This window comes from Microcoleus sp. w2-18bC1 (genome assembly GCF_036700365.1).
Lineage (GTDB): Bacteria > Cyanobacteriota > Cyanobacteriia > Cyanobacteriales > Microcoleaceae > Microcoleus.
The window spans coordinates 1-16,002 of record NZ_JAUBOS010000064.1; the positions used below are offsets into that span (position 1 = coordinate 1).

General features: G+C 45.2%; 12 protein-coding genes and 1 tRNA gene. 4 read left to right on the forward strand and 9 right to left on the reverse strand.

What is annotated here, in order from left to right; all coding sequences use genetic code 11:
• Window positions 1-247 precede the first annotated feature (247 nt).
• The 6 genes from QT979_RS23530 to QT979_RS23555 all read right to left on the reverse strand — a co-directional run bounded on the left by QT979_RS23530 (window position 248) and on the right by QT979_RS23555 (window position 5,377).
• The gene (locus QT979_RS23530; protein ID WP_333311848.1) at window positions 248-712 is read right to left on the reverse strand and encodes a hypothetical protein; all 465 of its coding nucleotides are present in this window, start codon (window positions 710-712) and stop codon (window positions 248-250) included.
• A gap of 480 nt (window positions 713-1,192) precedes the next feature.
• Window positions 1,193-1,558 carry a hypothetical protein gene (locus tag QT979_RS23535; protein WP_333311849.1) on the reverse strand — a complete coding sequence of 122 codons (366 nt, stop codon included), beginning with the start codon at window positions 1,556-1,558 and terminating at the stop codon, window positions 1,193-1,195.
• Between the two features lie 176 nt (window positions 1,559-1,734).
• On the reverse strand, window positions 1,735-2,922 hold the full coding sequence (locus QT979_RS23540; RefSeq protein WP_333311850.1) for a pentapeptide repeat-containing protein: 1,188 nt from the start codon (window positions 2,920-2,922) through the stop codon (window positions 1,735-1,737).
• 108 nt (window positions 2,923-3,030) lie between these two features.
• On the reverse strand, window positions 3,031-3,879 hold the full coding sequence (locus tag QT979_RS23545; protein WP_333311851.1) for an alpha/beta hydrolase: 849 nt from the start codon (window positions 3,877-3,879) through the stop codon (window positions 3,031-3,033).
• Window positions 3,880-4,074: 195 nt separating this feature from the next.
• A complete protein-coding gene (locus QT979_RS23550; RefSeq protein ID WP_333311852.1) occupies window positions 4,075-4,800 on the reverse strand; it encodes a DUF3120 domain-containing protein in 726 nt (241 codons plus the stop codon).
• On the reverse strand, window positions 4,793-5,377 hold the full coding sequence (locus QT979_RS23555; protein WP_333311853.1) for a hypothetical protein: 585 nt from the start codon (window positions 5,375-5,377) through the stop codon (window positions 4,793-4,795). The genes QT979_RS23550 and QT979_RS23555 overlap by 8 nt, the downstream gene beginning before the upstream one ends.
• A 711-nt stretch (window positions 5,378-6,088) precedes the next feature.
• On the opposite strand from QT979_RS23555, the gene QT979_RS23560 reads away from it, so the two are divergent.
• Complete coding sequence (locus tag QT979_RS23560; protein WP_333311865.1) at window positions 6,089-7,327, forward strand: ferrochelatase; 1,239 nt, start codon at window positions 6,089-6,091, stop codon at window positions 7,325-7,327.
• Window positions 7,328-7,640: 313 nt separating this feature from the next.
• Here the strand turns inward: QT979_RS23560 and QT979_RS23565 are convergent, their stop codons facing one another.
• The 3 genes from QT979_RS23565 to QT979_RS23575 form a co-directional block, all read right to left on the reverse strand.
• Window positions 7,641-9,461, reverse strand: coding sequence for an ATP-binding protein (locus QT979_RS23565; protein WP_333311854.1), 1,821 nt, complete (start codon window positions 9,459-9,461; stop codon window positions 7,641-7,643).
• Window positions 9,446-11,059: a DEAD/DEAH box helicase gene (locus QT979_RS23570; RefSeq protein WP_333311855.1), complete on the reverse strand. Its 1,614-nt coding sequence runs from the start codon at window positions 11,057-11,059 to the stop codon at window positions 9,446-9,448. The genes QT979_RS23565 and QT979_RS23570 overlap by 16 nt, the downstream gene beginning before the upstream one ends.
• Before the next feature lie 96 nt (window positions 11,060-11,155).
• On the reverse strand, window positions 11,156-12,430 hold the full coding sequence (locus QT979_RS23575) for an aminotransferase class V-fold PLP-dependent enzyme (protein ID WP_333311856.1): 1,275 nt from the start codon (window positions 12,428-12,430) through the stop codon (window positions 11,156-11,158).
• A 95-nt stretch (window positions 12,431-12,525) separates the two neighbouring features.
• Between QT979_RS23575 and QT979_RS23580 the strand changes: the two genes are divergently transcribed.
• From QT979_RS23580 to QT979_RS23590, 3 genes are all read left to right on the forward strand, one after another.
• The gene (locus QT979_RS23580) at window positions 12,526-14,376 is read left to right on the forward strand and encodes a TM0106 family RecB-like putative nuclease (RefSeq protein WP_333311857.1); all 1,851 of its coding nucleotides are present in this window, start codon (window positions 12,526-12,528) and stop codon (window positions 14,374-14,376) included.
• An 88-nt stretch (window positions 14,377-14,464) separates the two neighbouring features.
• Window positions 14,465-15,592, forward strand: coding sequence for an esterase-like activity of phytase family protein (locus tag QT979_RS23585; RefSeq protein WP_333311858.1), 1,128 nt, complete (start codon window positions 14,465-14,467; stop codon window positions 15,590-15,592).
• Window positions 15,593-15,648: 56 nt separating this feature from the next.
• Window positions 15,649-15,722: transfer RNA gene (locus tag QT979_RS23590), tRNA-Asp, on the forward strand.
• The last annotated feature ends 280 nt before the right edge of the window (window positions 15,723-16,002 follow it).

The window sequence follows — 16,002 nt, forward strand, 5'->3', positions numbered from 1 at the left end:
GAACAAACAGCTTTTTTCAGGTTTTCTACCTTTACTGATTAGCAAAAATCATGTTTACTGAATAAAAGTTGAATAAAGCTTATCTCGTCAAGGCGATCTCGAATTCACTCATTTTTCGCAATGCTGTTTTCTGACTTTTTCAGCAAGCCCTAAGTACTGTAGTTTAGACTAAAAAATGAGCGCAGCTAAAAGTAGCGACCTTTGAATCTCAGGCAAACTGTTGCTTAAAAACTCAAGAGGGAGAAGATTAAATGGCTAACCTTGAAGACTTTTTACGTCGAGAAACCCGTTTTTTGACAGTGGGATAGCACGGGGCATTGGTACGTACCTTTCCTTTTTCCCAACCGGGGGATTTTCCCCTATGTTTAGGGATTTTAGTAGGAGTACCAATGTCAACTAAAAGCGACAACATGGATTGGGCAACAGGCCCAGGAGTTAAATTGATAGTAGCAGATTGCCAAGGAAGTCTATTCTCAATTACTAAATCTTGTGCCAGCCAGAGTTGCCAACTCATCAACGGCATTAAATCACTCCAACGCTCAGATTGTTCAGGAGTTCTCAATTTAGGCAATGTCCAATGCAATCTTTGCTTCGCAAACCGATACCAATGATCGACTCCAAAGCGTCGTAAATATTTGAACCAAACAGTTTCGCTTGGGTAGAGTTCGTTCTCCAACCCAAGCCAACCATAAGGGTGGAAACGGTTGACCATTTGACATGGGCTTCATTCTTAAGGGTCCGGATTAAATTGACTTTTTGTCCAGGGGCACGATAAAAATGTAAGTCAATCCATTGTCTGACTCGGACTTGTCCCAAATCGGGATGTTCATCAATTTCAATCGCAGTATCAGCTTCGAGCCATGTAGTTGGGTCGTTGAGTCTCATTTTTTGCCCGTGTTTCCGTGGTCTACCGCAGCCACTATATGCTGGTGGTGCTGACCATAAGCAGGCATTCTTTCGGACTCTCATTAAACAATCAGCAAGAATGGAAGCTTGCGCTAACGCTAATACCCAAGTTGCATTGCCATATTCGGGCGTCTAAGACTGCTAAAACTGGGTTGATGCTCTGTTCACAGACAAGTTTAAGTTGGGAAGCTGCTTGAAGTATGGGTGAAGACCCACTACTAATTCTTTCATGGAGTAGGGGTAATGCCCAACTTCCTTGTGCTTCAGGTATCCACGCAATTGTACTTTATCCCTGTCCAACAATGGAGCCCCTCTGATATTCATGGGTTCTGTCTTTTAATGTTTTGGCATCTGGTCTCCTCCATGCAGTGTGGTCGATTGCCACTAATATGTGTTCTGTTGGGGGTGCTTCTTCCTGTAATTGCTCCAGATAAAGCAGCATCAGTTTTTTCCGATCTGGTCTACAGTCTTGTAACGCTTCATAGACGCTTGGCCATTGACGCTTGAATAATGGATTGAGTGAAAATTCCGCTAAACATGACGCATTCGGAGTGGTCATCACTGCATCCATGAGCTCTCTTGTTGCATCTTTCGCCAGCACCAATAACTCGTATGCTGCTTGACGAAAGTCCTTTAATCGTTCACTGTTCATTTAAGGAGTGGATAGGTTTTATTTTTCACCCTCATTCTCTCCTGGCGCGGTGGCTCTAGTTCTTCTTTTGCCACCGTTCTCATCTTTGGTTAGTCTAAACTACAGTGTATTAGGAATTGCAGCAAATATTGCGGGTAAAACCCACGTCTACAACCACTGACTAAAAACTAAATAATTTAGCTATGAACAGTACCATCGGGTAAGATTGTACCTGTTAATGTAGTCCGGGTAAGTTTGACCATAACTCGATCGCCGTAACCGATTTTCGCTCCTGTTAAGTCAGCACCGCTCAAGTCAGCACCGCTCAAATCGGCTCCGATTAAGTTGGTTTCTCTCAAGTTGGCATTGATCAAACAAGCTCCTAACAAATTAGCCCGGAACAAGTTAGCTTGATGCAAATTCGCGCCTGTTAGATTGACGTTGTGTAGAAAAGCATCACTTAAGTCGGCTTCACTCAGGTTTGCATTGCTCAAGTTTCTCCCTGAAAAATCCTTTTCTTTTAAGGAAGCTCCTTTGAAGTTGGAACCGCTCAAATCGGGAGCTTGCGGCCCAGCTTGGCGGTAAGACTGAGATGGCGGTGGCTGCGATTGGTAGCGGGACGCCTCGGAATAGGGCCCTGCAGGGTTTCCCCCATAGTTTCCCGCATAATTTCCAGGATATTTTCCTGAAGAGGGTTCAGAAGAGTACCGCGGTTCTTTTGGGTTGACCGGTGGTGGCTGAGTGTTTTGGTGCTGGGTGTTTGGATACTGAGTATTTCTGTACTGAGCGTTTTGGTATTGAGCGTTTTGTTGCTGAGCGTTTTGGTACTGAGCGTTTTGTTGCTGAGTGTTTTGTTGCTGAGTGTTTCTGTACTGAGTATTTTGTTGCTGAGCGTTTTGTTGCTGGGTAGTTTGTTGCTGAGTGTTTCTGTACTGAGCGTTTTGTTGCTGGGTAGTTTGTTGCTGAGTGTTTCTGTACTGAGCGTTTTGTTGCTGAGTAGTTTGTTGCTGAGTGTTTCTGTACTGAGCGTTTTGTTGCTGAGTATTTTGTTGCTGAGTGTTTCTGTACTGAGCGTTTTGTTGCTGAGTATTTTGTTGCTGGGTATGTTTGTGCTGGGTGTTTTGTTGCTGGGTGTGTTTGTGCTGAGTATGTTTGTGCTGAACGTTCTGATTCTGACCTCTTGGTTGAATCGATCGCAATTGTTCGCGAGCTTGATTAATTTCCTTAATCTTCTCTTCAGCTTTCTGTAGTAGTCTGGGATTGTCTTTGGGGATGCGATCGGGGTGCCAAATGAACGCTAAATCCTTGTAGGCTTGGCTAATTTCTTCTCTGGAAGCTCCCGGCAACAGTCCCAGCACTTTATAGTATTGGTCGAGGTCGTTCATTGTACCACCTTTCGCTTTAAGAAATTAGAAATTAAAAATTAAGATCGGAGCAAAAGCCGTTCTCAAAGCTTGCGTGTCCGATCGTACATTAGATGAACAATAACTCAGCTAAGCCGCTGCTGGCAAAAAGTCTCGAATTCGCTGCAAGTATGTTGCGGCATCCTCCAGCATGGGAAAGTGAGCCGTATTCGGAATTATAACAAATTCTACTTTTTTGCTGAGGGAGGCTGCTTGCTCTCCCATGGCGGCGGGAATAATTTGGTCAAATTCTCCGGCCACAAGCAGTGTGGGAACACTCAGCCGCGCAAATTCTTGGGGCATTTCCTCGGCTGCTCTTTTACTGACTGCCGTCACCATTGTACCGATAGCAGCTTGCTCGTCTGCCATTAAAAAATCCTTTAGAAACGCCAGACTGACCTCTGTGGGCAGGGAACGGCGCAAAAACCGGGCCATAAATAGCCGATCGGCAAACGGGATGGATGCCAGCCAAGAGGGTCTAAATTTTACCACATAGCCACCGAATTTGTGAAAAGTTGTAAAAGATTTTTCGTCGTATTCAAAAATGCCACTGCAAGTGAGAATTGCTTTTTCTACTTTTTCGGGGTAAAGGTTGAGAAATAAAGTAGCAATTGATGCTCCTGTGGAGTGAGCATTGAGAAAGACGCGGCTTAAATTCAGAGATTCTAATAATTCAGCTAAATCGCGGGCGTAGGTTTCGAGTTCGTAGCTGGACTCAGGAGGCTCTTTTGGCAAGGGCGATCGACCAAAACCTCTCATATCGTAGAGCAAACAATCAAAATCATCAGCAATAGCCCGTGCCGTGCTTTCCCAGTAGCGCGCTGATCCCGCCCAGCCGTGCAGGAATACCATCACTGGTTTCCCGCTAGGTTGGGAACTGTTATCTGCCGTTATCCACTCGTAATAATGTTCTACACCGCGAATTGAAATGAAAGACATGATATTGATTTGGGATTTTTAGATTTTAGATTTTAGATTTTAACTCATAATTGTTCAGTAAATACCCAAATTCCCGACTTCTTTAAAAAGTCAGGAATCTCAAGACTACATCCCTCAAAAAAATCTGCGTTAATCTGCGTCAATTTGCCCACATCTGCAGTCAAAAAATACCAACATAAAAACTAATCATAAATCTTAAGCAGCAGAAGCAGCCAACCAAAATAAACCATCTACCAAAAGCGTGCTTAACACCGCGCCGCTGAAAGCGCGCCAGTGCAGTTGCGTGCCGCGCAAACTCAGCAAACCGACTGTTAGCAACACAGCGATTAAAACGAGAGCCCAACCTATGCCCCAAGGAGTTTCAATTTGACAGATCGCACTTTGAAAAATCGGCATAGCTAATTCCGGTTCCGCGTGCATCACTTGGCGCCAGTAGGGCATCAAGCCTGTTAAGTAAAAATATAAATCAGTAATGGCAGTGCCAAATAGCGAACCCAAGTAAAAATAGCTGCCAACTTTTCCCCAAGATTTGCCCAAGCACCAAATAGCAAAAGGCAAGCCAATTGCTTCTATAGGTAGATGTAAAATTGGTTCCCATCTAAACCAGCCCCAATAGATAGAACCTGCCAGCCAGCATCCGGCAAATCCTAATAATAAATCTCCCCAAAGTTGGGTTTTGGGGCGGAAAATTAGAATTAAACTCAGAACGAACCAGGGGATAGTTGATAGCAAACTGATGGTTGGATATAACCGAACTAACGGTGCTTGCACGAAGACTGGAATTGAGACTAAAAATGCTGAAGCGCTAAATATTAACCATTGTTTGATGGTGTTTGTTGTGGCTGAAGTGACAGAATTGTCGAGGCGGGCGATGGTGGCAATAGGTGCGATCGCGGATGATACTAAATTAAGATTAAACAACTGATTGGACTCCGTATTGTTTCAATAGGTGGACTAAAAATTTTGCTGCGGTTGTGGGTGCGACAGTCTCAATCCCGGCGGCGGTTTGGCTGACGTGCCAGCCTTTTGCCGTTTGGGGAGCTCGCCATAAATCCAAATGTTCGATCGCGGGCTCTGCATAAAAGCTTTCTCCACCGCCACCGAGAATTGCTGAACTCCAGTGCGTAAAGCGATCGTGGCTGATTCGGTGGATGGGAAAATTGCCCCCCAGGGGTACTCCCCAACCATCTAAGGCAAAAAAAGCCCCGACTTTGCCGCCAAGTTGCTGCCACATCCAAGCCGCCCCGATCGCCCCGGCTACTCCTGCCGAAAAGCTGACAAATACTAGGCTTTCTCCTGCTAACTCTTCGCTCCACAAAAAGTGGAATATGTCAAGAGCTGAAAAAGGCGGGTATTTATGAGCGGGAAAAATCTTGACAGGCTCGACTATTTGCTGGTTTTGGCGATCGGCTGCCAGTCCCCAAAGCCCCGAAAGTCCCGTCAGGAAACAGTCGGTTAGCTTTGGTTCGTGGACTCCGGGGCAAATTACCAGTCTCATAGTTCGTCAAGAAAGTTAATATAGTTCGCAACATAACTTTATCATATGCCTACTATATCATATACTACCCCTGGGGATAGGGTGTTAAAGTTATAATAGAGTTAAGTTTGAAGAGTATCCCCCCAAGTTAAATGCTGGGAACGCTCCAAACCGCATTAATCTGAGGCAAGGTCAGGGAGTCTTAAGAAAACATGAAACTTATCCCCCCCCGCCCCATCTCCTGTCAAGCTTAGCAAAGGCTGATTCTAGTTTGAAGCTGTTCTGTATTTAGATTTAACTTTTCGGGCGGCGTCGAAGCCGACCCCACAAAAGCTTAAAGAAACAGGATTGTGAAAATTAGAGACCTGCCAGCTTAGCTGCCCTACGAATTTTGGGTCAGGGTCAATCGATTTTGGATTTTAGATTTGAGATTTTAGATTGACCCCACGGATAAATGCGGAGGCTTGAGGATTTTCGATTTCCGATTGATTCCACGGATAAATCACGTGGCGGGTACCATCAAGAAATTCTTGGTCAAAAAACCTACTTAGGACTGATGCTCATCAATCCGGTTTCTAGGATAAATAAGAGGTTTGACCGGGAAGTATGGGCGCAGAAATCGGGAATCAGCCCCGCGCACGTCAGTCGTGCGATCGCACACAAGGAAAAATCTCCGATTCTCCCTTCATCCTGCCTGGATCTCTTAGAATAAATAAAATTGAGGAATACAAAGTGGTTGCTTCTCCAGAAAAAATCGAGTACAAAACATCTGCAGCACCCGCAAGTAACGATCGCGTTGCTGTATTGCTGATGGGTTACGGCGAAGTCGAAAGCTACGACGATTTTGCCAACTACAACGAACAAGCTTTAAATTTGCTTACGGCAAAGTTTGCGCCAGTACCGCTTTGGATTTATCCGCCGCTGGCGAAGATTTTAGCAATCTTTGACTTGCACGAGTGGAGTCACCAACACGGTCAATTCGTTTCGCCGCACAATGCAATTTTTGAACAGCAGCGCGCTGGGATTGAAAAGAATTTACAGGAGAAATGGGGCGATAAAGTAAAAGTGTTCAAAGCTTTTAACTTTTGCGCGCCGTTTTTGCCGGAACAAGTAATTCCGCAAATTCAAGCAGAAGGATTTGACAAAATTCTGATTTATCCGCTGTTGGTAGTTGATTCTGTTTTCACCAGTGGCATTGCAGTCGAACAGGTGAATAAAGCTTTAGCACAAACCTTTGATGGTAAGGAACATTGGGTAAAAGGACAGCGCTACATTCCTTCTTTTTACGATGAACCTGCTTACATCCAGCTAATGGCGGATTTGGTTGAAGAGGAAATTAAGAACGATTTAGCTGTAGCGCATTTGCCTTCTCAGATTGGGATTGTGCTGATGAATCACGGTTGTCCGCACAAGGCGAAGGGCTTTACTTCGGGTATTGTGGAAAGTCAAGCTTTGTACGATCGCGTGCGGGAACGTTTGATGTATCGCTATCCTTTGATTTCGGTGGGTTGGCTGAACCACGACACGCCGCTGATTGAGTGGACGCAGCCGGATGCGACGTTAGCTGCGAAGAATTTGATTGATTTGGGTGCAACTGCGATCGTCTTTATGCCGATCGGATTTGCGACAGAAAATCACGAAACTTTGTTAGATGTAGACCACATTATTGAGTCTTTGCAGAAACAGCGTCAAGGAGTTACTTACCGCAAATTACCTTGTGTTAACGACCATCCAGAGTTCCTGAAAATGGCGGCTGAGTGGGCAAATCCGCAGATTGAAGCGTTGTTGAGTGAGACTGCGGTTGCTGTTAATCCGAGTTTGGCTGCGGCGCACCGCGAGCACAGTCATTCTCACGGGGAACACGGTCATTCTCATGGCGATCACGGACACAATCACGGTGGACATTCTCACGGTGGGCATTCTCATGGTGATCACGGGCATTCTCATGGCGGGCACGGGCATAGTCACTAATAGGACTTGGGCCTGAGAGCTCAGAAACCGGGTTTTTTGCGAAGATACTGCATGGAAATGGCAGATTTAGTGAAAAACCCGGTTTCTTTTGTTGGGGTGCGTAGGTCGAAATTTGGGCGAAAAGGGCGATCGTCCTTTGGTGTTTTAGAGAAGGGGCGATCGAACTTCTGACTCTCTGGTTTATTGCACTTCTTCCAGTTCCTGCAAAATATGATTAACTGGTTGACTTTGGAAAGTGGGTCAACAGAGTGGCACAATATCCGTTACTAATGTTGACCCTTTAACCCTAGTTAAACAATGATAGAGCCTTCTGTTATTCCTCACCCTCAAGAAATTGTCGAGCCACACGTCCCCAATCAACACGAGCATCCTGTGCCTTATTGCGTCGGGGGCCATCAGGTTGCTCATCTTCGTACCGCGCCCAAGCCATCAGTAACAATTTAAGACCTTCGAGAGAATTTGTTAGACGAGAGCGAAGTATTTCAGGATCTACGCCTTCTACCTCTTCTTCTAAAACTCCGACAAGATTTTTGTAGGCAGGATGGTTGGCGTTCAAAGTTATCATAATTGCACCTCCTCCAGTCTTAACTGAAAAAAAAGCAGCGGTTTCCATACCTGCTTTTGTAAAAGTGTACTTCAAGCCATCAGAGACTGTTTTTGCAGCCAACTCTTCAGCTTTAGATTCCAGAACACCTGTCTCTATTAATGTGGTTTCAATAATTTCCTTTCGCGCCTCCAAAGGTAGTGACTCATCCTTGTCGCTCTGCCCTTCGTGTCCATCTTTCTTCCGTTCTTCTGTCACATCAGTTGCAACTTTCTCCGCCAAAGATCCTTGATGCCGCCTTTGCCCACTGCCCGGATTTAGGGTTTGTTCATCAATCAGCCTTCGGATAGATGCTATTGTTTTATCTATCTTCTGAGCAATTTCTATTAATGGCCCTCTGGGGTCTTCATCTTGGTTTAATTCTTCTTTTAACTCAGTAATGGTTTTTCTATCTTTTAGCAGAGATTCGATATCTAGGCTAGCCATATCTGAGAAGTTACGGGCAGATTGCTTATTGTTTGCCACCCCAAACAAGTCGTCAAGTGCCGGGGGAAATTCTATCTCGACCCCCCACCACCGCTCTGTAGGTCTCTTCTGTACCCAAGACTGGTCTAATTCCAATTCACGCCTTGCACGAACCACTGAAACTCCCATATTATTACCAGCGTGCTGTCCGTGCGGTAGCTTACCAGGATTTTTTCCTTGACGGGCTTCTTCCTTCGCATAAGAAAAGCGAATTTTTACCTCGTGTTTCTGGCCACGAAACTCAATGGTAAACGTGGCTTCATAGTTATCTCCTTCCCAGACTTTAAACATTGGCGTTTTGTCAAAGGGAGCAGGGCAAACAGTCTCTGCCATGAGATAACCCGGATCGTTCGGCTTTGCAAATTTCTCTACCATAATTTTGGTAGGTTCATCAAGATCAAAAGTTGCCATACGAATGACTACTTCTTTAGTATCTAAAAATTTTCGATACATTCGTCCAATAACGAACTCTGAATTTTCCAGGATTGTTTTACCAGTCTTCCACATACAGCGATCGATATCTGACCAGACAACTAATGTTCCTGTCTCACCAAAACCTGTTGTGACTTTTTCCCAAATCTCAGGAATCTTGCACTTCCGAGGTTCGGGAACTTCAGTAAGCTGCTTGTTTTTGATTTCATTCAAATCTAGGTAGGTGTAAATTGCATTTCCTACACCACTCTGCCAAGTCCAAACATCTACCCGTTTACACTGGGAAATTGAGGAGCATGGCAACCCCATACCAAAGCGCCCCATTCCTGTATGTTTGTCTTCTGCTAGATAAGTTCCATTACCGAACTGTAAAGCCATTCGCAAAACAGTAGAATCCATACCATTGCCATTATCTAAAACAGCGATTTTATGAATGCGCGAACGGCGGCGCTGTTCTAGCTGAGTTTCTTTCTCAGCACAGAGAACTTCTACCTCAGTAGCTCCTGCTTGAATGGAATTATCTATGAGTTCGGCTAGTGCATAGGCAGCGTTTTTATAACCGTTGTCACGCATTGCCTGAACAACTAAATGTACCGGAACGATATCATGTTGTTTTGTCATTTTAATCTCCAAACGTCTTCCCAATTATTAAAGGCATCGGCAACACTGCCAAAGCCAGGTAAGTCTGTGTCTACTACAGTAACAATCTCAGCGCTTTCATTGCCACCTGCTTTAAGTCCGCGAATAGCACGTCCAACCATCTGGCTGTATAAAACAAGCGACTTGGTGGGACGTGCAATCACGGCGGCACTGGTTCGCGGGGCATCAAATCCTGTTGTAAGAACGCCATAATTACAGATAATCTTAGTTTCTGGACTGTCATCTTTAAACCTCGCAATAATTCGCTCTCTTTCTGAAGTAGGAGTTTTGGCAGTTACAGCGGATGCTTGCCAACTTCTAGCTTTCAGCACAGCGGCTAGAAGTTTTGAGTGTTCTACAGATATGGCAAACACCAAAATACGCTTGTGGGTCTTTGCCAAATCTTCAATTTCCAAAATAATGCGGAGATTGCGCTGTTCGTTTTGAGCTAGGCGAGTCAGGATATTTTTTGGTAACTCTAACTCTTCTTCAATACGCTTCAAGTCGTTATTAGATAAATTCAATCCACTCTGGTGTAGCAAAGCTCGGTATTTTACTCGTGCCAAGTATTGCTCTGACACTAGGTAATCTACTGGATTATCGTAGCCAGGAACCTCCAAAGTAACCTTGCGCTGTGCAAAGAATTCCGCTAATTCTTCGTCCGCACTAATGTCTGCCCAAGTGCGGCCTGGTGTAGCTGTTAACCCAAGCAGTGCTGTGTTTTGGTATGGTAAAACGAGAACATCTAAGACTAGCTTGTAAGTTTCTGCTATTGCTTGATGGGCTTCATCAATAATGACAAGAGAAGAACGAGAGCCTAATTTGTTAATAAATTGGATGCTACGTTTAGCACGACTGTAAAGCTTGGAAAGACCTGCAACTACTAAGCCGTCATGCACCTCATCAAGATCGAGTTCGTGGTTTCCCCAGAAACGATAGATGGATAAATCGCGATCGCCCAAGTATTTCCAGGCGCGTTGAAACTCGGCGGCGGCTTGTTCGCAAAGTTCTTCACTGTTTGCCAGCCAGACAACTAAAGTAGGTTCTTGCGATCGCAGGCGATCGGCGATAATGTGCATTGCCGTGCGTGTCTTTCCCGAGCCGGTGGGCATATGAAGCAGAACACGCCGGGGTTCTTTTTGGAGGAACTGTTTGACTTTGCCTGCTGCACTACGCTGATGAGCAAACAAAGCGTATTGAGGTGCAGCCAGATCCGATGAGGGTGTTTCTTCAGATTCCTCAGTTGATGGCACAACCAATTCAAAAAAGTCGAAAAGGGCACGTTCGCGTTCTGAGCCGCGACGTATTTTGACTTGTTTCAGCGCTTGAAAGACATCTTCATTGTCTGAAGCTGACAAAATTGTAGCGAGAATTTCAGCTTGTTTGGGTCGTAATAATTCAAATAAGATAGTGCGAGTATCTTTTGATAAAAGCAGGCTTTCACGAGAGTAAATACTCACCAAGACTTCACGCAGATTAGTGGGAGTTGCTAGGCGACTATCTAAAAGCTTCACTAAACTGAAAGCTGAACTGCCAAATAGAGTCTCTAGCGTTTCTTCACTTGCTCGTGACAGTATATCATCAAAATTCAAAGGATGCACCCCTCGTATATATAATAATCGTCATAGCTAACAAGCTAAGCAGGGCAGCTCATCATCTTCGCTGCCAAGTAAGTTCTCTAGCTAACTTTATTGATTTGCGATCGCCCCAACCAACTTATCAATCTCCGCCTCAGTTGTAAAATAGTGAACACAAGCCCGCACACAATCAGGATTAAGAATAGTCCTTACCATAATTCCCTGTTTCTCCAACAAATCGACAAGCTTTTTGTGCGGCATCCCGTTAGTTAATCGAAACGAAACCAAACCAGCTTCCGGCGCAGATTTCCGCAAACATTCCACATCGGGAAGTTCCGACAAACGCTCCCAGAGATACTTACTCAAACGGCAGATTCCTGCATACCTTTCCTCGATCGTACCCCATTCATGTTGCAGGGCGATCGCACTCCGCAAACCCGCATACAAAGGATAAGCCGAAGTCGCAATTTCATAGCGCTGCGATCCAGACTTCCACCCAAGGACTTTAGCATTAGCATCCGTCACAATTCCCCGCCAACCGATAAACACCGGATGCAAATCTGCCAAAGCTTCAGCACTCACATAAAGTCCCCCCAAACCTTCCGGGCCACACCACCATTTGTGACCAGTAAAAGCATAAAAGTCAACCCCAGATTCAATCAAATTTAAAGGCAAAACCCCCACAGATTGAGCCGCATCAACTAACACTCTAACTTTGTGATTTTTGGCAGGCAATTGCTCTTGTCCCCCCCCTTGAATCAGGGACAAATCCTCTTGTCCCTCCCCTTGAATCAGGGGAAAATCCTCTTGTCCCCCCCCTTGGCAAGGGGGGGTTAGGGGGGGTTCATGACATACTTTCACAATCTCAGCCAGAGGCAAAACTTGGCCAGTATTCCACAAAATGTGACTGATAACCAACAACCGAGTATTTGGCCGCAAATTATCAGCAATCACCGCCACCGGATCACCTTCATTCAAAGTTGCCGCCAACGGACAAATCGAAACCTCAATGTTGAAACGGCGCTGAAGTTCCATTACACTAGCTACAATGCCGGGGTGTTCGCAATCAGAAAGCAGCAAATGGTCGCCTGCTTTCCAGTCAATGCCCCACAGCGCAATATTGCAGCCGACGGTGACATCTTCAGTTAGGGCAATGGTTTCAGGAGGTACCGTCAACTCAGATGCGATCGCACGTCGCGTCAGCATCGCCTCCTGAACCACCCAAGCCCCCACCTCCCCCGAAAACGGCCCACCAAGTTGTACCCGTTTGTAAGCCTGATAAATCGCCTCTAAAGCAGGCTCAGGCAGCGGCCCTTGTCCGCCGTAGTTAAAATAAGCTTTATTGGTCAAAGCAGGGAATTGTTGCCGGTGATTATCCTTTGTCATTTTTTTTGGGGAATTATTGATAGCGTTAATATTGAATAAGTAATGCTGTGAATTTTATAACTTTTGCCTGATACTCTATGCCTTGCGAATACTAAATGTTAATAACTGACAAACTACTACTTTCCTATCAGCGATGCCATCTCCGAGCATTTTTAGACACCTGCGGAGACTGGAAACAACTCGACCCCCCCAGCGACTTTTTGCTGAAACTGATGCGCGACAGCGCCGCATACCAGCAGGAAGCTTTGGAACACGAGACTTACCAACAACCATATTATCCTAGAGGGGATTGGGAAGCCGGCGCGGCCGCTACATTGAGTTTAATGCAGCAAGGGGTCGATCGCATTTACCGAGGAGTTCTGATCCAGGGCGAATTCGGCAAAACCAACGCCGCAACAACTTCTCTGGTAGGAATTGACAGTCAATATTTCCCAGAATTTGGCGAAATCCCCGAAACTCCCCTTCATCTTTCATCCTCCAATCTTCACTCTTCCAACATTACCCTGATCAGCCGCCCCCATTTATTAATCAAACAGCCGGGACAATCAAAATTTGGCAATTGGAGTTATATTACTGCGGATATTTGGCTTAGCAAGCGACCAAAACAAGAGTATCAAATTATCGCAGCTTTTCACGCCCAAGTTTTAGCTTCCGTACAGGAAACAATGCCCGAGGCTGCGTGGCTGATGCTGCGAAAAAAAGGGTGGTGGCAGGTGAATCTCGACCAGCGAACTCCTCAGATGTTCGAGATTTTAGACAACTGCCTTCAGATGATAGAAAATCGGGATAAACCAGAGGTGTTCATTTCCCGGCAAAAGTGCAATCTTTGCGGTTGGTATACTATCTGTCACGCCGAAGCCGAATCTATTAAACATCTTTCCTTATTGCCGGGAGTTACTGCCAGCCGCTATGCTAGACTAAAAACTCTCGAAATTACTGATGTAGAAGCTCTCGCTAATGCTAGTTCCAACCTGCTGGCTGAGTATCCCGAATTCCCGGACAGAGTTGCTTTTGATGTGGTGCAGCAAGCTCAATCGCACTTGCTAAATCAACCACTGTTGCGGGAAGAAGGAAGTTCGGCAACGGATTTTGTAACGGATGTAACGGATGTCAGGAAGAAGGAAGAAGGAAGAGGGAAGAAGGAAGAAGGAAGGCACGACACGGATTTTGACGCGGATACACTGATTAACGATCGAGAAGAACGTAGAAGTGAGAATTCAGAAGAAATTAACTCATCTGAAATAGTACCAGATATTGTAGACAATATCTTGAATGACATCGCAGTTGAGGAAGTAAAAATTAGAGAAAATCAACCTGCGATATCTTCTATACCTGCGCCAATTCTCCGCAAGAAACCAATTCCCTATTCCCAATCAGTCTTTTTGCCGATCGCCCCAATCGAACTCTACTTTGACATTGAAGCGGAACCAGAGTTAAACTTAGATTACCTCCACGGAGTCTTAGTGGTTGATAGGTACAACAATACGGAAAAATTCCACGGTTTTTTAGCAGAATCAGCAGCAGAGGAAGGTGCAATCTGGCAGCAATTTTTAGAATTAATGTGGGCTTATCCCATTGCTCCAATTTTCCACTTTTGCGACTACGAAGTCAAGACTTTTAAGCGACTGGCTAAACTTTACAATACTCCCGCTTATTTGTGGAAACCTGTGCTGAAACGGTTTGTAGATATTCACAAACAAGTGACACAAAAAGCGATTATGCCCGTGGAAAGTTACGCACTTAAACCAATTGCCCGCTGGCTGGGTTTTGACTGGCGAGATGCTAAGGCTAATGGTGCTCAGTGCGTCTGCTGGTACGACGATTGGCTCAAAACTGGCGATCGATCGCTCTTGGAGGCGATCGTCCGCTACAATGAGGACGACTGTCGTGCTACTTATGTGGTTAAAGATTGGTTGACCAATTTTTTGCTGAATCATGAGCCGTGATTTTTAGATTTAATGAACCGCGAAGACGCGAAGGGCGCGAAGGAAGAAAGGGAAGAGGAAGATAGGTAATAATGTATTTATTGGTAAAATGCGAAAGCTAGCAAAAGCAACTATATTTATTGTCTGTTTTTTGATGGCAGCAACTGTTGCTATTTGGGTAAACCAATCAGCCAAATCTTTCGCCGTTACCAAAATAGATTTTATCGGCAGAGCAATATTTCCTACAGGTTCTCCGTTTCAGGGGACGGAAATTGGCGGACTATCGAGCATTACTTATGATGCCGAGAAACAAGTTTATTATGCCATTTCTGATGACCGCAGCAGCAAGGCTCCGGCGCGCTTCTATACTCTCAAAATCAACTTGCAATCTGGTAAACTGGAAAAAGAGCAAATTACTTTTACTGGTGTCACTACTTTATTAGATGAAAACGGCAAAGGTTTTCCTGAATTAAGTTTAGATCCCGAAGGGATAGCTTTTACTGGCAATAGCGTGTTTGTTTCTTCTGAGGGAGATGTCGATCGCCAAATAAATCCTTTTATCAAAGAGCTCTCCATCGATGGTAAACTCCTGAAAACGCTGGCAATTCCTGAACTATTTTTGCCGGATGACAAAGGCACTAAAGGCATCCGCAACAATCTATCATTTGAAAGTTTAACTTTAACGCCCGATCGCAAATACCTATTCACCGCTACCGAAAACGCCTTGGTTCAAGATGGCGCCGTAGCTTCCCTGGAAACCGGGAACCCGTGCCGGATTTTGCGCTACGATGCGGTGAGTGGCAATCCAGAAGCATCGTTTCTCTACATCACCGAACCGCTACCCGCTGGTGCGAATCCTGTGGGAAAATTAACTAGCAACGGTTTAGTGGATTTGTTGGCGATCGACGATAACCGCTTGCTGAGTTTAGAGCGTGCTTTCTCCCTGGAAACCGGCACAACTATCAGAATTTTTGAGATTTCTCTGGAAAAGGGCGATCGTATTGAAGCACTCGAAAGCCTCAAAAGCCGTCTGGGCGAGGTTTCTCCCGCTCAAAAACGCCTGCTGCTGGATTTGGAAACCCTGAAAATTCCCCTAGACAACATTGAGGGGTTGACCTTTGGCCCCGTCCTGGCGGATGCTAGCAGAGGTCTGATTTTGGTGAGCGACAACAACTTCAGTCCCCTGCAAGAGACTCAAATTTTGGGCTTCCAAATAAAAGTTCAAAAAACCTCTTGACAAAAGGTGAAGTTATAGGCATAATAGAAATTGTGCCTGAAAAAACGGCAAAACGAGGGACAGTAGTTCAATTGGTTAGAGCACCGCCCTGTCACGGCGGAAGTTGCGGGTTCGAGCCCCGTCTGTCCCGTTCAAAATAGAAAATGTTCAGATTGCTGAAAAAAGCTATCGCAATTTCTTATTGATTATAAATTAATGGGTAGTTGAACATTTTACTACTCAATAAATGGGTAGAGATACGGAAGTCTCTGGATATCATCTCAAATCAGGTGACATCTGGAGACTTTCCGTATGTCATCGGCTTACAGAAACAGCCTTGGACGCATCAAAACCAAAGCAACGGGTTTTTTTTTGCCGTTGAGGCGGGCTGTAACGAATTATTCTCGCCAAAAAACCAGGTTTCTGAGCAC